Raw genomic sequence first — 19,633 nt, 5'->3', positions numbered from 1 at the left:
GAGCACGCCGCAGCCTCACGCGTGCGGCTCCGGCGTGGCGGCGGCATTCACCGCATCGTCCACGCTCCAATACTCCAGCGCCGATGCCGTCTGCCCCGGCAACTGCACGCGTTCGAGCAGGGTGCGCACGCCGTCCTTGAGCCGGGCCAGGGTCAGCGCCACGCCACGCGCGCGCAGCCAGGCGTCGAAGTCGCTGAGCGCTTCCAGGGCGGTGCTGTCGAGGTCCGGCGAGATCTCCAGGCTCAGCACCAGCCGGCGCGCGTCGGGGTGGGTTTCCACTTGTTGCCGCGCCAGCGCCAGGATCGGTTCGGCGTTGGCGAAGAACAGCGGTTGTTCGGGCCGCAGCACCAGCACGCCGGGCACCGGCGCGGCCTGCGGATGCAGGGCGGTGTCGACGAAGTCGTGGCTGTCCGGCAGCCGTCCGAGCACGCTCAGGCGTGGGCGCGAGAGTCGGCGCAGCAGCATCAGCAGGCTGAAGGCGATGGCCGCGAGCAGGCCGTCGAGGATGCCCAGCGTCAGCACCGTGGCGACCGCGGCGAAGGCGACCAGGCGGTCGCGGTGCCAGCGCAGGTAGGGCGCGAACGTCGCCGGTCGCAGCGACCTGCTCACCGCGTGGATCACGATCGCCGCCAGCACCGGTTGCGGGATGCGTTCGATCCAGGCCAGGGCGAAGCCGACCAACATCAGCACCGTCAGCGCCGCGACCAGCCCGGCCAGGCGCGAGCGCGCGCCAGCGGCTTCGTTGGCCGAGGTCGCCGAATAGCCGGCGCCGACCGGCAGGCCGTGCAGCAGGCCGGAGACGACGTTGGCCACGCCCAGCGCCAGCAGGTCGCGATTGGCTTCGACCGGGTCGCCGTGCTTGAGCGCGTAGGCGCGGATCGCGGTGTAGGACTCGGCGTACAGCACCAGGGTCAGCGCCAGCGCCAGTTCCAGGCAGGTCAGCCATTGCCCGTTAGTGGGCGAGCCCGGCGCGGCGAACTGCGGGCTCAACGCGATGGCGCCGGTCAGGGCGACGCCGCGCGCGGCCAGCCACGACGATGCGGCCATGCCCAGCGCGATCGCGATCAGGCTCGCCGGGATTCGCGGAAAGCGTTCGCCGAACTTCAACGCCAGCAGCGCCAGCGCGCCGGCGGCGAAGCTGGCCGGCTGCCATTCGCGCCAGCGCTGCGGCAGTTCCAGCAACAGCGGCAGGAATTCGGAGGCGCGCGCATGCACGCCGAGCAGCGCCGGCAACTGCTTGAGCACGATCACGCAGGCCAGGCCGAAGGTGAAGCCGCGTAGCACCGGCCGCGCGATCATCTGCGACAGCCCGCCCAGGCGCGCGGCCGCGGCGGCGAGGAAGCAGGCGCCGGTGGCCAGGGTCAGGAAGCCGGCGATGGCCGCGCGCGCCAGCGGGTCCGGGCCGGCCGCGGCCAGGGTCGCCGCGGCCAGCACCGCGGCCGAGGACGAGGTCGCCGAGACGATGGCGTAGCGGCTGCGCCCGATCAGCCCGTAGCACAGCAAGCCGGCAAACAAAGCGAACACGCCGGTCTGCGCCGGCAGCCCGGCGAGGCTGGAATAGGCCACCGCCTCGGGCAGCAGCAGGCCGGCGATGGCGAGCCCGGCGACGATGTCGGCGCGGCGGCCGCCGGCGGCGACGGAGGCGGGCGCGTTCATCCTGTCGGCCCGTGCAGGCCCGGCGGGCCGCCGGGCGCGCGCCGGCCGACCCGCGCGCGGGCATCGACGGCCGTCGCCCTGCGTCGCCGCTCGCCGGCTCCGGCATCGGCGCGGTCGCCGCAGCGCCGACGTGCAACCAGGATCAGGACCACGGAGCGCAAACCGTGCTGGGACATGAGGATTCCGCGGTCGCGCGCCAGCGCGCGACGATGCGGGCATTGAAGGAGAACCCGCCCCGGCTTGGCAAGCCCGCGCCGGCGTTGCGCGCGCGCAACCGGCGCGTGACGCGCGTGGCTCGCCGCAGCGGCGAGGCGCTATGCTCAGCCCACCCCTCCGGGCGCCGCCCCCGCCATGACCGCCGCCGATCCGCCGCCCGACCTCGGCCCGTCCGACATCACCCACCTGTTGCAGGATTGGCGCGAGGGCGACCGGCAGGCCGAAGCGCAGTTGCTGGAGCGCATCTACCCGGTGCTGCGGCGGTTGGCACGGCAGCGGCTGGCGCGCAGCGGCCAGGTGACCCTGCGCGCGACCGAGCTCGCCAACGACGCCTATTTCGAACTGGCCCGGCAGCGCGAGGTCGCGTTCCAGAACCGCGCCCACTTCTACGCCATCGCCGCGCACGCGATCCGGCGCCTGCTGGTCGACCACCTGCGCGAGCGTTCCGCGCTCAAGCGCGGCGGCGACCTGCTGCGGGTGACCCTGCAGGCCGGCGAGGAACTGGTCGCGCCGGCCGCCGACCTGGTCGACGCGCTCGACCTGGATCGCCTGCTGGAGCGGCTGCAGCGCATCAACGCCCGCGCCGCGCGCGGGGTCGAGCTGCGCTACTTCGGCGGGCTCACCATCGAGGAAACCGCGCAGACCATCGGCGTGTCGCTGCCGACCGCCAAGCGCGACTGGCAATTCGCGCGCGCCTGGCTGCACGACCAACTGTCCGCAGCGCCGGGCTGAGGCGCCCGCCGTGGCCACTTCGACCGCGCTGTGGGCGCAGGCCGCCGAGGCGTTCTCGCGCGCGCTGGAACTGCCGGCGCCGGCGCGCGCGGCGTGGCTGGAACAGGTCTGCGCCGCGCATCCCGACCCGGTCGCGCTGCGCGCCGCGGTCGCGCGCCTGCTGGCCGCGCACGAGGCGATGGAAGCCGAGGACGCCGCCGCCGCCGGCGATGCGCTGCCGTGGCGCGGCGGCGTGCAGCTGCTGAGCGGGCAACCGCCGGACGACGCGCGGCTGTGGAACGACGACGACCACGGCCGGCTCGCGCCGGGCGAGCGCGCCGGGCCGTTCGCGATCGAGCGCGAACTCGGCGCCGGCGGCATGGGCCGGGTGTACCTGGCGCGGCGCGCGGTCGAAGGGCTGGAGCAGCGCGTCGCGCTCAAGCTCGCCGCCTCGCCGCTGTGGGCGCCGCAGGTGCAGCGGCGGCTGCGGCGCGAGCGCGAACTGCTGGCGAGCCTGGAGCATCCCAACATCGCGCGCCTGATCGACGTCGGCGAACTGCCGTCGGGGCAGCCGTACTTCGCGATGGAATACGTCGACGGCGAACCGATCCTGGCCTGGTGCGACCGCCGCCGGCTGCCGCTGCGCGCGCGCATCGAGCTGGCGCTGCAGGCGCTGGCGGCGGTCGACTACGCCCACCGCCGGCTGGTGCTGCACCGCGACCTCAAGTCCGGCAACGTGCTGGTCGACGGCGAGGGCCGCGCGCGCCTGCTCGACTTCGGCATCGCCAAGGCGCTGGCGCCCGGCGCCGACGGCGCGGCGACGGTGGACGCGCAGGCGTTCTTCTCGCCGGCCAGCGCCGCGCCCGAGCAGGCGTTGGGCGCGCCGACCAGCGTCGCCACCGACGTCTACGCGCTCGGCGTGCTGCTGTACGAATTGCTGTGCGGCCAGTTGCCGATCGCCACCGACGGCCGCGGCGTCGCCGAACTGGCCCAGGCGATCGCGCACGAACTGCCGATGCTGCCGAGCCGGCGCCTGGCCGCGCTGGAGCAGCGCGACCCGGCGCGCGCGCGCGCCGTCGCCCAGGCGCGCGGCGCGGCGTCGGTGCGGGCGTTGCGACGGCAGTTGCAGGGCGATCTCGACGCGATCCTCGCGCGCTGCCTGCGCAAGGAACCCGAGCAGCGCTACGCCAGCGTCGAACGCCTGGCCGAGGACCTGCGCGCGGCGCTGCGGTCGCGGCCGGTGGCCGCGCGCGGCGGCGAGCGCTGGTACCGGCTGGGCAGGTTCGCGCGTCGCGAGCGCGTGCCGCTGGCGCTGGCCGCGCTGGCGGTCGCGCTGGCGCTGGGCTTCTTGATCCACACCGTGCTGCAGTCGCGCGAACTGGCGCAGGCGCGCGACCGCGCCGAGGCGCGCCGGCACCAGGCCGAGCGCGTCACCGCGTTCATGGTCGACCTGTTCCGCGCCTCCGACCCGCTGCAGGCGCGCGGCCGCGACCCCGGCGCGCGCGAACTGCTGCAGCGCGCGGCGCAGCGGCTGCAGCAGATCCGCGATTCCGACACCCGCGCCGCGCTGGCCGCGGCGATCGCCGAGGTCGAATTCAACCTCGGCGAGGTCGACGCCGCCCGACGCCACGCCGCCGAAGCGCTGGAACTGCGCCTGCGCGCGCAGCAACCCGACCCGATGCTGCTGCGCCAGAGCTATCGCCAGAACGCGCAGGTGGCGCTGGCGCGCGCCGATTACGCCGCGGCCGGGCGCTTGCTCGACCAGGCCGAGCGGCGGCTGCCGGCGCAGGCGCAGGACGAAGCGCTGACCCTGCTGCGGTTGCGCGCGCAGCTGTCGCAGGCGCAGGGGCGGCTGGAGCAGGCGCTGGCGCAATGGCAGCGCGCCGACGCCGCGCACCGCCGCCGCTACGGCGCCGACGATCCGCGCAGCGCCCAGGTCCGGCGCGGCTGGGCCAGCGCGCTGCTCGCCGCCGGCCAGGAGCGGCGCGCGGCGCAATTGCTGGCGGAACTGCCGGCGCCGCGCAGCGACGGCGGCGACGACGATCCGGCGCTGGCCAAGGCGCTGGTCTCGCAAGCGCGCCAGCGTCGCGACGCCGGCGATTTCGTCCAGGCCGAGCGGCTGTCGCGGCAGGCGCTGGCGATCGCGCTCAAGGTCTACGGCGAGCGCCACGAGCAGACCGCCTCGGTGTTCAACCAGCTCGGCACCATCGCCCAGGCGCGCGGCGACCCGGCCGCGGCGATGGCCTGGTTCCAGCGCGCGCTGACGGTGCGGCGCGACCTGCTCGGCCCGGCCCACCCGACCGTGGCCAGTTCCGAATTCAACCTGGGCACGATGCGCCATCTGTTCATGGCCGACGCGCGCGGCGCCGAACCGCACCTGCGCCGCGCCGTGGAAATCGCCGCGGTGGCCACGCCGGAACACCTGAACCTGGCCATGTACCGGCTCGGCTGGGCCATGGACCTGCACGACCTGGGCCGCGTGGACGACGCGCGCGCGACGCTGGCGCCGGCGCTGACGCGCTTCGCCGAACTGCCGGGTCAGGACCTGAACCTGGCGCTGGCGCGGGCCGAGCTGGCGTGCATGGCGGCGGCGCCGTGGAGCGCGGCGCAGCGGCAGACGTTCGCGCGCTCGCTGCAGGCGGTGCGCGCCGAACTCGAGCCCGATCATCCCAAGCGCCGCCGGCTGGAAGACTGCGCCTTGCAGCGCGCGGTCCAGGCGCAGGCGGCGGCGCCCGCGCCCGCGTCGGGCTAGCGTCCGGCGCTCGCGGCCGACTGCGTCGGCGGCGGCGTGGACGGGGCCGGGTTGAGGACGCCGTGCGACAGCGTCGGCCACTGCATCTGCAGGCCCTGGCCGTCGCCGAGCGCGGTGCCGCGCAGCAGGCCGTTGCGCAGCCGCGCCGGTTGCCACTGCGCGTCGGGCAGTTCGAAGCTGAGCCATTCGCGCACCGGTTCGCCGACGCCGACGCGGACCCAGGCGCCGTCGTGCAGCAGGGTCAGCCGCTGGGCCGAGAAACGGCCGGTGTCGTAAAGCTTGGCGACGCGGCTGGCGAGGACGCCGGGCGTCGCCGCCGGCGGCGCGTTCGGCGCGGTGTAGTAGGACCAGTCGGCGCCCGGCGTGGCCAGCCAGTCGGCGCGCAGGAACGCGCCGCGTCGATCCACGCTCACGGTCAGGGCCAGCACGCGCGCGCCCGCCGGGCTCTGCTTCGGCGCGTCGGCCGCGGCCGCGAACGACCATTCCAGGAACGTGGCTTCGCTCGCGGCCGGCAGGTCGATCACCGCCGCCGCCGCGGCCCGCGCGCGCGCCGCGCCGATGCCCGGCGTCGGCAGGTCGATGCGTTGCAGCAGCAACGGCAGCAGCGGCCATTCGTCGGCGGTCTGGAGCGCGGCGCGGATCGCCGCGGTGTAGGGCAGGTCGCGGATGCGCGCGTAGCCCGGCGCGGTCGAACCGGGAACCTGCGGACTCACCATCATGCTGACCTCGCAGGAACTGGCCGAGACCTCGCCGGGGTCCAGCGCCTGCGCGGGCGCCGCGCCGCCGCCGGGCGCGCCCGCGCCCTCGGTGTACAGCGGCGGCTTGCCGCAGCTGTCGCAGAAGTCGCTGCCGGAGAACACCGGCTGCGGCGAAGAGGACTTGGCCGGGCTCACATTGGTCTGCTGCGCGGCGACCAGCGCCGGCGCGGTGGCGATCAGCAGGCCCAGGGCGAGGGGAGACAGTGCGCGCATGGGTGAAGCTCCTTGGTTGCAGCGCGCCCGGCGCGGGCGCGTTCCTGTTCGGGTACTCGCGAAAACCGCGCCGGAAGGATCATCGCCGGCGCGGTCGCGCGCGCGCCGCGCCCCCTATCGCGCCGCTCATCGCGCCGAGGCCGGCAGGCGCGGCGCGCGCTCGAACCGCGCCAGTTCCCGCTCCAGCCGCCATTGCGCGCGCGCCTTGTCGCTGCCGCGCAGGAATGCGGCGCAGGCCGGCGCGGGCGGCTGCGCCGCGTCGTCGCGCGATGCCGCATCGGCCGCGGCGCAGGCCGCCACGCGCGCGCCGCCGGCCTCGCCTTGCCACAGGCTGGCGCCGGGCAGGAACGCGTACTGCAGGCTGTCGCGGGCGATGCGCTTGAGCGCGCGGTAGTCCAGGCCCTGGTCGAGCGCCGCGCGCAGGTATTCGCCGCTGAGATCGCTGCGCAGCACGCCTTGATCGTCGGTGGACAGCACCACCGGCACGCCGGCGGCGCGGTACAGCGCCAGCGGATGCGCGGCGCCGGCGACGCCGAGGATGGCGGCGTTGCTGGACAGGTTGATCTCGACCGCGATGCGCTGCCGCGCCATCCGCCGCAACAGCGCATCCGCGCCGTCTTCGCCGGCGATCGCGACGCCGTGGCCGATGCGCTCGGCGCCGGCCACCGCCACCGCCTGGCCGATGTGGTCGCGCAGCTCGCGCGGCGGCGCCAGTTCCGCACTGAGCTCGCCGGCGTGCAGCGACAGCTTTGTGCGCGGATGGCGCTGCTTGAAGAACGCCAGCATGCGCATGTGCAGGGCGTAGTCGCGCAGCGCCCGCGGATGGTGTTCGGGGCCGAGCAGGTTGACGCCGACGAAGCGCGGATCGGCCTCGGCCAGGGCGAAGGCGAAGGCCATCGTCGCGAACGTGCGCGCCGGCGCATGGGTGCGGGTGGCCGGCGCCTGATAGCGCAGTTCGATCGTGCAGCCGGCGGCCGGCGCCGCGCCGGCACAGCCCAGCAGCGCGGCGGCGCGCGCTTCGTCGGCGTCGAGTTCGGCCCGCGCCCGCGCCACCGCCGGCGCCAGCCGCGGTTCCAGCGCCGCGGCCATCGCGGCGAAGTCGTCGCTGTCGTCCGCCAGTTCGAGGCCGTCGAGCACGTCGCGCGCGGCCGACGGCAGGTGCATGATCTCCAGATATTGAGTGTTCTCGCCGGCGGCGATCGCGCGCACCGCGGCGAGCATGTCGGCGACGCGCCGGCGCGAGACCGGGCGGAAGCGGTCGAACGCGGAGAAGAAACGCTGGTGCACCGGCAGCAGCGGGTCGCCGCCGCCGCGCTCGTAGCCGCGCACCGACATCGCGTCGATGGCGCGTCCGTACAGCGGCAGATCGCTGCGCGCCGCCTCGGCCACGGTCGGCCGCGCGGGCGCGGCGCACGGCGGTTCGGCCAGGTGCGCGTTCTCGCGCAGCAGGCACAGGCCGTCTTCGCCGGCCCAGCGCAGGTAGTCCTCGGCGTAGACCGCGCCGCTGAGGTGGCTGTGCAGGTCGCCGCCCTTGGGCATGGCCTGCAGCAACGCGCGCAACTGCGGCGGCTGCGCGCGGATGCGTTCGAAGTACGCCGCAGTGGCGGCTTCGGCGTCGCGGTCGGAGCGTGCGCGCTGCGCCGCGCCGCCGTCATCGGCTGCGCGCTCGCGCGCGCCCGCGCCCGCCGCGGCGATGGCGATGGCGATGGCGAGGACCAGCGCGAGCCCGGCGCGTGCGGCGTTCATTGCGCCTCCGGCATGGCGTCGGCGTAGCGGTCCCAGTTCGCCTGCAACTCGCGCAGCACCCGGCTGCCGACGCGATACGCGGCCTCGTACGCGGGCAGGCCGCGGCCGGCATGCGGGCGCTGCGCCGATTCGAACGCGTCCATGCCCGGCGGCGGCCGGGTGTAGTTGGAGGCCGCGCGCAGCACCAGCAGCCGGCGCGGATCGACCTGGCCGGTGCGGCCCAGGCGCGCGAACGCCGCGGCGATGGCGGCGTCTTCCATGTCGCTGACGGCGAACCGCGCGCGGCCGTCGGTGTGCAGCCGGGTCCAATCGCGCGCCCAGCGCGTGTCGGCGATGCCGTGCCAGTAACGATTCGACGATACGCTCGCGCCGCGCCGCACCCGCGGGCGTTCCTGGGTGGCCGGGAGTTCGCGCCACCGCCGGGCGAGCGCGCGGGTGTCGTCGCTGGCGTCCAACTCGGTGTCGCGGGTCAACGCGAACGCCCAGCCGGTCAGCCCGGGATCGAGCGGATAGACCTGGGCGTAGCGCGCGAACGGCCCGTACTGCATCGGCTGCGCCGGCAATTTGTCCGGACCGTCGGCGCGGAACGCGTAGACGCCGTACGGCCAGCCGGCCGGCGCTTCGCGCGGATCGAGCGAGCGGGCCATGTCGTTGAGCGCGTAGTCGACCCACACCGCGTCGCCGACCGCGCCGACCTGCGGATCGATGCCGGCCACGCCGGCCACCAGCCAGTAAGCGCGCTTGAAATCGAAACGCGGGTCCATCGCCAGCGCCATGGTCGAGGCGGCGGCGTTGGCCAGGCCCATGCCCGTGGTCATCGCCAGCACCGAGCGGTCGGCGTTGGCGCGCAGCGCGCGCACGCCGCCGGGAAAATCAAGGCGGCGGTCCAGGCCTTCGCGCTCGACCCACAATTGCAGCTCGCCCGGCGCGTCGCCGCTGTCTTCGCCGTTCTCGTACGCGGTCACGATCACCACCTTGACCGGCCACGGTCCGGTCTCATCGGCGGGCGCGGCCGTCGCCGCGAGCGATGTCGCCGACGCCCAGATCGCCAGCGCCCAGCCGGCGATGCGGCGTCGCGCGGATGCGGCCGCGTGCGCGCCGGCCGAGTTCGGAGCTGCGCGCCCCATGCCTGCGGTTGCCATCGTGTTGTCCCTCTTCTGCGATCCGTTCGCGACCGTCGCGCCGCACCGCCGCCGATCTTAGGCCAGACCGATGACCGCGTCGGCGCGGCCGCGGCGACGATGCGCGCCGCTGACGCAAACTCACCGCGCAACCGCGCAACCGCGATCGCTGCGCGGTTGGCTTTGCCGCGATGGGCGCGGCGGCGTCGCGGAACGCCGCGTCGTCGGCGCGCAAGGCGGACTGGATCATGGAGTGCGGCCCAGGGTGGAGAGCCGGCGCGATGCGGCGCGTCGAACAGCCCGTCGTTGCGCGACCGGAGTCAGGGGTTCGCGTGCATGGTTCCTCCTGCGCGCATCCTACACGCGCGGTCGCGGCGGCCCTATCATTCGCCGATGCCGTCGACTTCATCGCAGAGCGTATCGCCCGAGCCGGAATCGCTGTGGATCGCCGGCGAAGGCGGCCGCCTGTTCGCGCAGCGCTGGCCGCGGCGCGACGCGGCGGCCGCGCCGATCGTGCTGTTGCACGATTCGCTCGGCTGCGTCGCGCTGTGGCGCGATTTCCCCGCGCGCCTGGCCGCGGCCAGCGGTCGCGAGGTGATCGCTTACGACCGTCTCGGCTTCGGCCGTTCCGATCCGCATCCCGGTGCGCTCGCCGCCGACTTCGTGACCAGCGAAGCCGCCGGCGGCTTGCGCGCGGTGTGCGACGCGCTGCGGTTGCAGCGGTTCGTCCTGTTCGGCCACAGCGTCGGCGGCGGCATGGCGGTGGCCGGCGCGGCGCTGCATCGCTCGCGCTGCACCGGCCTGATCGCCGAATCGGCGCAGGCCTTCGTCGAAGACCGCACCCGCGCCGGCATCCTCGCCGCGCGCGCCGCGTTCGCCCGGCCGGAGCAGATGGAACGGCTGCGCAAGCACCACGGCGACAAGGCGCCGTGGGTGCTGCGCGCGTGGATCGACACCTGGCTCGACGACGGCTTCGCCGGCTGGAACCTGGATGCGCCACTGGCCCAGGTGGCGTGCCCGACCCTGGTCGTGCACGGCGACGGCGACGAATTCGGCAGCGCGCGCCATCCCGAGCGCATCGCCGCGGGCGTGGCCGGCGCGGCGACGCTGCGCCTGCTCGCCGATTGCGGCCACGTGCCGCATCGCGAACGCAGCGACGAGGTGCTGGGCATCGTCGCGGCGTGGCTCGAATCGAGCGGGGCTTGATCGCGCGGCATCGGGCATCGCGGCGTCGCGCACCGCGCCGGCAGTGTATTTTTTTACAGGCGCGACGTCGATTTGCGACGGCGATTGGCAATTGCCCGGCTTTTGCGCCGCAACAGCGGTGCTAGCCTGCGCCGTGCCCGGTCCTGGGCCTCTATGGAGAGAGAAATGATCCGCAAGACCAAGTTGATGGCGCTGTGCGCGTTCGCGTTCGGCCTGAGCTTCGCCGCCTCGTCCGCGATCGCCGCGTGCAACGTGAGCTGCTTCAACACTTGCAAGACCAACGCGATCAACCGCTGCATCGCCAACGGCGGCACGCAGGAGGATTGCAACATGGACACCACGTACTACCAGTGCTATCGCAACTGCGGCTGCATCATTCCCTGATCGCAGCGCATGGCAACGGCGCCCCGTCCGCGAGGACGGGGCGTTCTTTTTTTGCGCGCGTCGCCGTCGGCCGGCGAGGCCCGCGTACGGTGAGGAAGACTTGTCCGCGGACCCGCCCCGCGGCAACGACACCGGTCCCCGACCGGCGAGGCTGCGTCGCGCGCTCCGCGCCGTCCCGGCCGGCGCGCGCGGGTGACAAAGCACCGCGGATCGTCGGAGTATGGAGGCCACGCACCGTCGAGACCGCCCGATGAACGCCGAACGTCCCGCCGCCGCCCGCGCCGCCGTGCGCCCGCGCGCGCCGCTCCTGTTCGCCGCCGCGCTGGCCCTGGCCGCCGGCGCCTGTGCGCAGAACGCGCCGCGCCCGGACCTGGCCGGCAAGGGCCGCTGCAACGCCGACGGGCTCGGCTGGGCGGTCGGCCAGACCCTCGACGAAGCCACCGGCCGGCGCCTGTTCAAGGACAGCGGCGCCGGGCTGTGGCGCGTGGTCGCGCCGGACAACACCTTCGGCCGCGACCGCCGCGAGGACCGTCTCAACGTCCGCGTCGACCAGGCCCAGCGCATCGTCGCCGTCGATTGCGGCTGAACCGGCGGCCGCCGGCCGGGTAGGGAGGCTTGGCGGCGGCGCGTTGTTACTTAGACCAGGGTCGCCCACGTGCGGCCCGACGACCGGGCCGGCCGCCGCAGGGGGCGACGGCGGCGCACCGGGCCCGCGGCGCCGCGCGCGCCGCGAACGAACGCTAGGAGTCCGACGACGCATGACCATGCTGTGCCGGGGAAAGCAGTGGGCCGTGAAGGCGTGGGCGGTGGCGATGCTGTGCGGCGGCCTGGCCGCGCCGGCGCAGGCCGAGGTGACCATCGCCGGCACCCGCGTGATCTATCCCGCGCAGCAGCGCGAAGTCGCGGTCAAGCTCAACAACGTCGGCGCACGGCCGGCGCTGGTGCAGGTGTGGGTGGACGATGGCGACCCCAAGCAGTCGCCGGATGCGAGCAAGGCGCCGTTCCTGGTGTCGCCGCCGGTGGTGCGGATCGAGCCGGGCAAGGGCCAGGCGCTGCGCCTGGTGTACGGCCCGACCCCGAACGGCGCGGCCGCGGCGCCGGGGCGCGAGTCGGTGTACTGGCTCAACGTGCTGGAGATTCCGCCCAGCGTGGCCCCGGCCGAGCTCGACCAGAACCACCTGCAGGTCGCCTTCCGCACCCGCATCAAGGTGTTCCTGCGCCCGCAGGGGCTGCCCGGCGATCCCGAGGCGGCGGCGCGCGCGCTGCGCTGGCGCGTGGTTCGCGCCGGCGATAGCGGCTGGGCGCTGGAGTGCAGCAATCCCGGCGCCTTCCACGTCTCCTTCGGCCGCGTCGCGGTCAGCCTGGGCGGGCGCGAATACCGCTTCGACAACGCCGGCATGCTCGCGCCGGGCGCCAGCCTGCGGCTGGATCTGGCGCAGCTGGCGTCGGCGCCGGCGGCCGGCGCCGCGGTCGCCTATTCGATCATCAACGACTACGGCGGACGCACCGAACTACAGGGGCAGACCGCGGAGTAGCCGCGCCATGGCGCGCATCGTGTCCCCGCCCTCCGCCGCGGCCCCGGCCGCGCCCAAGACCCCGAGCGCGCGCGCGTGGCGCGGCGGGCTGTGCCTGGGCATCGCCTTCGCCGGCGCCGTGCAGGCCGCGCAGCCGCAGCCCGGGCCGCAGGCGTCGGCTGCGTCGGCGCCGTCGCAGCCGGCGTCGTTGCCCGCGCCGCCGGCGCCCGCGTCATCGCAGCCGTCGCCCGCGCAGCCAGCGCAAGCGGCGCCGGCCCAAGCAGGGCCTGCGCAAACGGGGCCGGCCCAAGCAGCGGCGCAAACCGAATCGCAAGCCGCCGCTCAGCCCGATTCCGGGTTCGACCTGCGTTACCTGTCCGGCAGCGCGCGCCAGGCCGACCTGTCGCGCTTCGCCCGCGCCGGCGAAGTGGCGCCGGGCCGTTACCGCCTGGACGTGCGGGTCAACGGCGCGTTCGCGGTGCGCGAGGAGATCGAGTTCCGCAGCGCGCAGCCCGACGCGCCCGCGCAGCCCTGCCTGGGCGGGGCGCTGCTGCGCCGGCTCGGCGTCGATCTGCCGGCGGCGGCGGACGAACCCGAATGCATCGACCTGGCCGGGCGCATCCCGCACGCCGCGGTCCAGGTCGACTTCGCCGAACTGGCGCTGGACCTGAGCGTGCCGCAGGCCGCGCTGCGCCGCAGCGCGCGCGGCGCGGTCGCGCCGGAGCTGTGGCAGAGCGGCGAGAACGCGCTGGTGCTGGGCTACAGCTACAGCGCCAGCCGCCTGCGCGGCGACGACGGCGACTACGAGAGCAATTACCTCGGCGTGGAGCTGGGCGCCAACCTCGGCCGCTGGCAATACCACCAGCGCGGCTCGCTGAGCTGGGCCGACGGCGAATCGCGGCGCTGGGACACCCAGGCGGCCTATGTCGAACGCGCGCTGCCGGCGTGGTCGGGGCGGCTGCAGCTGGGACGGGCGACCGCGGGGGATCCGACCTTGGGCGTGTACGGCTTCCGCGGCGCGCGCCTGGTCAAGGACGAGCGCATGGTGCCCGACTCGCTGCGCGGCTACGCGCCGGTGGTGCGCGGCACCGCCTACAGCAACGCGGTGGTCGAGATCCGCCAGCGCGGCAGCCTGCTGTACCGCGCCAACGTCGCGCCCGGGCCGTTCGAGATCGACGACCTGTACGCGGCCAGCAACGGCGGCGACCTGGAAGTCGCGGTGATCGAAGCCGACGGCCGCGTCGCCCAGTTCCGCGTCGCCAACGCCTCCAACCCGCAGCTGCGCCGCGCCGGCAGCCTGGGCTACGAATTCGTGCTCGGCCAGGTCGACGAGACCGCGTTGTCGGAGCGCCCCGGCGTGGCCCAGGCCAGCGCCCAGTACGGTTTCTCCAACGTCTTCACCGGCTATGCCGGCGGTTTGGTCAGCCGCGGCTATCGCTCGGCCGTGCTCGGCGCGGCCTGGAATACCGACTGGGGCGCGTTCTCGCTCGACGCCAACCCGGTGCGCATCGACGGCCTGGGCTCGGCGCTGCGCTGGCGCGGCGGCTACAACCGTCGCTTCGATTTCGGCTTGGTGGTGGCGGCGACCGCCTCGGTCTACGCCGACGGCACCCACCTGGACCTGTACGGCGCGCTGCGCCGGCGCGAACAGCCGGGCCCGGGCGCGGCCCCGCGCAGCCTGCGCGACAGCGGCCAGCTGTCGCTGAGCTGGCCGCTGGGCGCGCGCACCTCGCTGTACCTGAGCGGCTCGCGCCTGAGCTACCGCGACGGCGCCAGCAGCGGCAACTACCAGGCCGGCGTGCGCGGGCAATGGCGCAACCTCGGCATCGTCTTCACCGCCGCGCGCGTGGACGACGCCGGCGGCCGCCGCGACGACCAGTACTTCCTCGGCCTGACCCTGCCGCTGGGCCGCGCCGCCACCGCCGCGGCCTCGCTGGAACGCAGCGAGCGCGGCACCGACACCCGCCTGGGCATCAGCGGCAGCCTCGGCCAGGAAGACGTGTTCGGTTACGGCGTCAGCGTCGCCGACGGCGCCGGCGGCGACCGCACCGGCGCGGCCAACGCGCTGTACCGCGCGCCGCAGGCGACGGTGAACGCGTCCTACGGCTGGGGCCGCGGCTATCGCCAGTACGGCTGGGGCGTGGACGGCGTGGCGGTGCTGCACGGCGACGGCCTGACCCTGGGGCCGCAGTACGGCGAGACCCTGGCTCTGGTCGAGGCCGACGGCGCCCAGGGCGCGCGCCTGCTGAACCAGGGCGGCGCGCGGGTCGACCGGCGCGGCTACGCGCTGGCGCCGTACCTGATCCCGTACGCGCGCAACACGGTCGAGATCGACCCGCTCAGCGCGCGCGCCCAGGTCGAGATCGCCGGCACCGCGCAGACCGTGGTGCCACTGGCGGGCGCGGTGGTACGGGTGGAATATCCGACCCAGAGCGGCCGCGGCGCGATCCTCAGCGTGCGCGACGAAACCGGCGCGGCGCTGCCGTTCGCCGCCGAGGTGCTCGACGAATCCGGCCGCAGCGTCGGCGCGGTGGCGCAAGCCAGCCGCATCTACGCCACCGGCCTGGCCGAACGCGGCCGCCTGTACGTGCGTTGGGGCGCGCAGGGCGGGCGCCGCTGCGCGATCGACTATGTCCTGCCCGCGCCCACCCGCCAAAGCGAGAACGCCTATGCGCTGGTCGAAGCCGTCTGCCACCGCGACGATGCGCGCTGAACGCGCCGGCCGTCGCTTCCCCGACGCCGCGGCCGCGGCCGTCGCCGCCTGCGCGCTGCTCGCCGCCGGCGCCGCCGGCGCCCAGTGCGCGGCGCCGGCCGAACGCGCCATCGCCATCGACGCCTCGATCGCGGTGCCGCGCGACCGCCCCGCGGGCAGCGTGCTGTACGCGGCCGACTACCCGCTGCCCGCGCCGGCGCCGGGCTGCGCCGAGGCGGCCCAGGACGGCGGCTGGCGCTACGCGCAGACGCCGCATCCGAGCCAGGCCGAGGACATCTACCGCACCGGCGTGGCCGCGATCGGCGTGCGCCTGTCGATCGACGGCCGGCCGTTGCCGGCGGCCGAGTTCGCGGCGGTGGCGATGAGCCCGTCCACGCGCGGCACGCTGCGCCTGGAACTGGTCAAGCTCGACGCCGGCAGCGGCAGCGGCGGCGGCGCGATCCGCGGCGCCGACCTGCCGACCCTGGTGTACCGCGGCGGCGTCGGCGCCGAAGTCGGCGCGGGCGACGCGATCGCCGCGCGGGTGAACTTCACCGGCGCGATCGCGGTGCGCGCGGCCACCTGCAACGCGCCGAGCCTGCGCATCGCGCTGGCGCCGATCGCGCCGCAGGCGCTGGCCCAGCCCGGCGCCAGCGCCGGCGCCAAGGACTTCGACCTGCGCCTGGACGACTGCCCGGCGGGCCTGTCGCGGATCAGCTACCGGCTCGACCCGCTCGCCGGCGCCGATGCCGCGACCTCGGCGCTGGCGCTGGATCCCGGCGCCAGCGCGCGCGGCGTGGCGGTGCAGATCCGCGACCGCGACGGCCGCCCGGTCGCCTTCGGCAGCAGCCACGAACTGCAGGCCGGACACCTCGGCGACGGCGGCAGCTTCCGCATCCCGCTGCAGGCCGCGTACTACCGCGGCGACGCGCAATCGCCGCAGCCCGGCACGGTTTCGGCTTCGCTGACGTTCACGCTCAGCTACGAGTGAGGTTCGCGGGGGCTGGGTTTGGGAGCGCCGTGAGTCGCGGCTGCGGGATTGCGGCTGCGATGAAGCTTGCGGCGTAAGCGTATTGGCGCGGTCGCGACTCGCGTCGCTCCTACAGGGGACTTCGGACGGTTCGTGCGCGAGTGTAGGAGCGACGCGAGTCGCGACCGCGGGGTTGCAGATGCGAACGAAGCGTCCGGCGTAGCTGTATTGGCGCGGTCGCGGCTTGCGCCGCTCCTACAAGGGCTTTGGATGGTTCGTTCGCGGCTGTAGGAGCGACGCGAGTCGCGACCGCGAAACCGCAGCAACGACGCAGCTTTCGCCGTTGCCGCGATGGCGGCGTCCGGCGCGGCGTACTGGATACGCCGCAGCATCGATGATCTGAATTCGAATCTACCTCTCAATTCCACACTTTGTGTGTGGGGTAATACAGGTAGGGCGCGTTTCATGTGATAGCGAGCGAATCCAGGCAGCCCGTGCCGAGCTCCTCCGATCCTCGGGCTGCACGAACGGTTCGCCGCCGCGATGGCCGCTTGCGGGTTCGCCGGGATCCTCGCCGAGGCTCTCTCCGCACAGCGCGCCGCGCGCACCTGGCCATGCGATGTCCGCACGTTCGTCGCATTCGATTCCTGCATTAGGGGACGTCATGAAGACCGCTTCCACCGCCGTACTCGCCCTCGCGCTCGCCCTGCCCGCGTCCGCGTTGGCTGCCGACGGCACGCTCCGCTTCGAAGGTTCGGTGATCGCGCCGACCTGCACGCTCACCAACGGGCCCACGCCGGCCGATATCCGGGTCAAGCTGCCGACCGTCGCGGTGTCCGCGCTGTCGGCCGCCGGCCAGACCGCCGGCCGCACCCCGTTCTTCATCCGCGTCGCCGATTGCGACGCCGCCACCGCCCAGGTCCAGACCTACTTCGAGCCGGGCCCGACCATCAACACCAGCAGCAACAACCTGACCCTGCAGGGCGGCACCGGCAACGCCGGCAACATCGAGCTGCAACTGCTCAACGCCGACCACAGCCAGGTCCTGCTCGGCAATCCGCTGGGGCTGCAGAACACCCAGTCGGTCGCGGTGGAAAGCGGCGGCGCCGCGCTGCGCTACTACGCGCAGTACGTGGCCACCGGCGCGGCCACGGCCGGCGCGGCCAACAGCAGCGTCACCTTCACCATGATCTATCAGTAAGCCCTTTCCCCACGTACGTACCGCCCGCGGCGGCCGGAGCCCGCGCTCCGGCCGCAATGGGCGCGGCATGTCCGACGAACGCGAGTTCGCCCCAACCAAGGAGTCGGCGGTATGCGACAGCATCTGAGCAAGAGGACGGTACTGAGCCTGGCCGTCGCGGCCATGGCCTGCGGCGGCGCCGCGCACGCGCAGCAGGGCGACCCGCTGTACCGCTACCAGTGGCATCTGATGAACTACGGCCAGAGCGTGCTCGGCGACACCAAGCCGGCGGTCGGCATCGACCTGGGCATCGACGACCTGCACGACTACAACATCCGCGGCCGCAACGTCGTGGTCGGCGTGGTCGACGAAGGCATGCAGATCGCCCATCCCGACCTCGCCGCGAACGTGGTGCCCGACGGTTCGCGCAACTTCAACACCGGCGGCCCGATCCACGATCCCAGCCCGACCCAGGCCGGCGAAGGCCACGGCACCGCGGTCGGCGGCATCATCGGCGCGGTCGGCTGGAACGGCATCGGCGTGCGCGGCGTGGCGCCGGCGGCCAGGCTCAAGGGCTTCAACTTCCTGTCGCCGCGCGCCGGCGGCAGCCAGGCCGACAACATCGTCTACTCGTGGTGGGACGGCGCCGAAGCCAAGGACGTGGCGGTCTCCAACAACAGCTGGGGCGCCGCGCCGCTGCTGCCGCCGGCGTTCTCCGAGAACGAAGTGGGCGCGTTCGAGAAGCCGATGGCGGCGACCCGCGGCGGCCTCGGCGCGATCTACGTCAAGGCCGCCGGCAACCACTACAACCAGCATCCGGTGTTCTTCGGCCTGATCAACGCCTGCACCGCCGAGACCCGCGCGGCCAACGTCGGCTGCACCCAGGCCGGCTTCGATCCGCGCAACAACCTGTTCAACGTGATGACCATCGCCGCGGTCAACGCCGCCGGCGTGCGTTCGAACTACTCCAGCCCGGGCTCGGCGCTGTGGGTCGCGGGGCTGGGCGGCGAATACGGCCACCAGAAGCCGTACTCGACCCAGACCAATCCGCTGAACTTCGATCCGGCCATCGTCACCACCGACGTCAGCGGCTGCGTCAACGGCTACAACAGCGACGCCGCCGCCGCGCGCCTCAACGCGCTCGATTCCAGCCAGTCGACGATCGACAACACCTGCAACTACACCGGCCGCATGAACGGCACCTCGGCGGCGACGCCGACCGTGGCCGGCGTCAGCGCGCTGGTGCTGCAGGCGAATCCGAAGCTGGGCTACCGCGACGTGCGCTACATCCTGGCCGCGACCGCGCGCCAGATCGATCCGGCCCAGCCGGTCGTCAAGCACGCCAACGGCACGGTGATCGCGCCGGGCTGGACCGCCAACGCCGCCGGCCACCGTTTCAGCAACTGGTACGGCTACGGCCTGGTCGACGCCACCGCCGCGGTCGAGCGGGCGATGGCGTTCAAGCCGCTGCCGGCGCTGCTCGACAGCGGCTGGACCCGCGCCACGGTGGCCGCGCCGGTCGCGATCGGCGGCGCGGGCGCGCCGGCCAAGCTGCAGATCCGCATCGACCGCGCCATCGCCAAGGTCGAAGGCGTGCAGTTGGGCCTGGAGACGACCTACCCGATCACCGCCGGCTTCCTGTCGACCGCACCCTCGCCGCTGCTGGTGACCCTGACCTCGCCCAGCGGCACCAAGAGCTACGTGGTGCCGGCGATGACCGGCGTCGGCGCGACCAGCGCCTTCACCATTCCCTTCATCGCCAGCAACGCCTTCCTCGACGAGAAGGGCGAGGGCACCTGGACCGTGGAAGTGGCCGACGTGCCGCTGGCCGCGGACGCGGCCTCGAAGGGCAATCTCACTGGATTCAAGATCCGCGTGCTGGGGCACTGATATGAAGACCATTCCTGTGTTGTGCGTTTCCCTGCTCGGCATGGTCCTGGCGACCGGCGCGCAGGCCCAGTCCGGCGCCGCCGAATCGTTGCGCCAGGCCGCCAACGGCGCCGCGTTCAAGGTCGGCGACACCCAGTTCCGGCTGGCGCCGTCGGCGACAGTGACCGCCGCCGACGCCTCGGCCGATCCGGGCCAGGCGGTGGTCGCGGGCAAGTACGCGCTGGCCCTGGGCGCGGCGCCGGCCGCGGCCAAGCGCGGCCTCGCCGCCGCGCCGGCCAAGCTGGCCGCGGCGGTGTCGCAAAGCGGCGAACCGGTGGTGGTGACCTCCTCGGTCAACGTCTACTTCGACCAGCCCGCGGTGCTGGCCGAAGCGGTGCGCAGCAGCGGCGGCCGGCTGACCTACGCCTCCGCCGTCGGCGGCAAGGGCACGATCGAGTTCGATTCGGTCCAGCAGGCGCTCGACGCGGCGGCGAAGCTGCAGGGCGTGGCCGGGGTCAAGGAAGCCAGCCCGAAGATCGAGCAGTTGGAAAACATGCTGCTGTGATCCGCCGCCGGCCGCGCGCACGACCGCGCGCGGCCGGCGACGGCGATTGCAACAAGGCGCGGCCTCGATCGACGAGCGCG

The 19,633-nt window shown here is 74.2% G+C and carries 16 protein-coding genes; 11 read left to right on the top strand and 5 right to left on the bottom strand.

Annotated elements, in window-relative coordinates; translation table 11 throughout:
* Positions 1-15: 15 nt before the first annotated feature.
* Entirely contained in the window at positions 16-1,656 is a 1,641-nt protein-coding gene (locus tag JHW41_RS25455; RefSeq protein ID WP_250448385.1) for a SulP family inorganic anion transporter, read from the bottom strand.
* Positions 1,657-2,007: 351 nt separating this feature from the next.
* Here JHW41_RS25455 and JHW41_RS25450 point away from each other — a divergent pair, with 351 nt between their 5' ends.
* Both JHW41_RS25450 and JHW41_RS25445 read left to right on the top strand, forming a co-directional pair.
* The gene (locus JHW41_RS25450; RefSeq protein ID WP_250448383.1) at positions 2,008-2,604 is read left to right on the top strand and encodes an ECF-type sigma factor; all 597 of its coding nucleotides are present in this window, start codon (positions 2,008-2,010) and stop codon (positions 2,602-2,604) included.
* 10 nt (positions 2,605-2,614) lie between these two features.
* A complete protein-coding gene (locus JHW41_RS25445) occupies positions 2,615-5,335 on the top strand; it encodes a serine/threonine-protein kinase (RefSeq protein ID WP_250448381.1) in 2,721 nt (906 codons plus the stop codon).
* Here JHW41_RS25445 and JHW41_RS25440 read toward each other — a convergent pair.
* The 4 genes from JHW41_RS25440 to JHW41_RS25425 form a co-directional block, all read right to left on the bottom strand.
* The gene (locus tag JHW41_RS25440; RefSeq protein WP_250448379.1) at positions 5,332-6,306 is read right to left on the bottom strand and encodes a hypothetical protein; all 975 of its coding nucleotides are present in this window, start codon (positions 6,304-6,306) and stop codon (positions 5,332-5,334) included. The two genes, JHW41_RS25445 and JHW41_RS25440, sit on opposite strands and share 4 nt — an antisense overlap.
* A 126-nt stretch (positions 6,307-6,432) precedes the next feature.
* The gene (locus JHW41_RS25435; protein ID WP_250448377.1) at positions 6,433-8,052 is read right to left on the bottom strand and encodes an adenosine deaminase; all 1,620 of its coding nucleotides are present in this window, start codon (positions 8,050-8,052) and stop codon (positions 6,433-6,435) included.
* Positions 8,049-9,023 carry a purine-nucleoside phosphorylase gene (locus JHW41_RS25430; protein ID WP_284499552.1) on the bottom strand — a complete coding sequence of 325 codons (975 nt, stop codon included), beginning with the start codon at positions 9,021-9,023 and terminating at the stop codon, positions 8,049-8,051. The genes JHW41_RS25435 and JHW41_RS25430 overlap by 4 nt, the downstream gene beginning before the upstream one ends.
* A gap of 25 nt (positions 9,024-9,048) precedes the next feature.
* On the bottom strand, positions 9,049-9,423 hold the full coding sequence (locus JHW41_RS25425; RefSeq protein ID WP_250448373.1) for a hypothetical protein: 375 nt from the start codon (positions 9,421-9,423) through the stop codon (positions 9,049-9,051).
* Between the two features lie 143 nt (positions 9,424-9,566).
* Here JHW41_RS25425 and JHW41_RS25420 point away from each other — a divergent pair, with 143 nt between their 5' ends.
* The 9 genes from JHW41_RS25420 to JHW41_RS25375 all read left to right on the top strand — a co-directional run bounded on the left by JHW41_RS25420 (position 9,567) and on the right by JHW41_RS25375 (position 19,553).
* Positions 9,567-10,379: an alpha/beta fold hydrolase gene (locus tag JHW41_RS25420; protein WP_250448371.1), complete on the top strand. Its 813-nt coding sequence runs from the start codon at positions 9,567-9,569 to the stop codon at positions 10,377-10,379.
* A 165-nt stretch (positions 10,380-10,544) separates the two neighbouring features.
* On the top strand, positions 10,545-10,763 hold the full coding sequence (locus JHW41_RS25415; RefSeq protein WP_057949819.1) for a hypothetical protein: 219 nt from the start codon (positions 10,545-10,547) through the stop codon (positions 10,761-10,763).
* A 250-nt stretch (positions 10,764-11,013) separates the two neighbouring features.
* Positions 11,014-11,349, top strand: a complete 336-nt coding sequence (locus JHW41_RS25410) for an I78 family peptidase inhibitor (protein ID WP_250448370.1) — start codon at positions 11,014-11,016, stop codon at positions 11,347-11,349.
* Positions 11,350-11,521: 172 nt separating this feature from the next.
* Positions 11,522-12,298, top strand: coding sequence for a fimbrial biogenesis chaperone (locus tag JHW41_RS25405; RefSeq protein ID WP_082644769.1), 777 nt, complete (start codon positions 11,522-11,524; stop codon positions 12,296-12,298).
* A gap of 19 nt (positions 12,299-12,317) precedes the next feature.
* Complete coding sequence (locus JHW41_RS25400) at positions 12,318-14,990, top strand: fimbria/pilus outer membrane usher protein (protein WP_250448368.1); 2,673 nt, start codon at positions 12,318-12,320, stop codon at positions 14,988-14,990.
* Positions 14,980-15,960, top strand: coding sequence for a fimbrial protein (locus JHW41_RS25395; protein WP_250448366.1), 981 nt, complete (start codon positions 14,980-14,982; stop codon positions 15,958-15,960). Before JHW41_RS25400 ends, JHW41_RS25395 begins: the two co-directional genes overlap by 11 nt.
* Positions 15,961-16,603: 643 nt before the next feature.
* Positions 16,604-17,140, top strand: coding sequence for a fimbrial protein (locus tag JHW41_RS25390; protein ID WP_078996194.1), 537 nt, complete (start codon positions 16,604-16,606; stop codon positions 17,138-17,140).
* A 111-nt stretch (positions 17,141-17,251) separates the two neighbouring features.
* Positions 17,252-19,009 carry a S8 family serine peptidase gene (locus JHW41_RS26060; protein WP_057949824.1) on the top strand — a complete coding sequence of 586 codons (1,758 nt, stop codon included), beginning with the start codon at positions 17,252-17,254 and terminating at the stop codon, positions 19,007-19,009.
* Position 19,010: 1 nt separating this feature from the next.
* Positions 19,011-19,553 carry a hypothetical protein gene (locus tag JHW41_RS25375; protein ID WP_057949825.1) on the top strand — a complete coding sequence of 181 codons (543 nt, stop codon included), beginning with the start codon at positions 19,011-19,013 and terminating at the stop codon, positions 19,551-19,553.
* Positions 19,554-19,633 lie beyond the last annotated feature (80 nt).

This window comes from Lysobacter enzymogenes (genome assembly GCF_023617245.1).
Taxonomy (GTDB): domain Bacteria; phylum Pseudomonadota; class Gammaproteobacteria; order Xanthomonadales; family Xanthomonadaceae; genus Lysobacter; species Lysobacter yananisis.
This window is presented reverse-complemented; position numbering and strand designations above follow the sequence as displayed.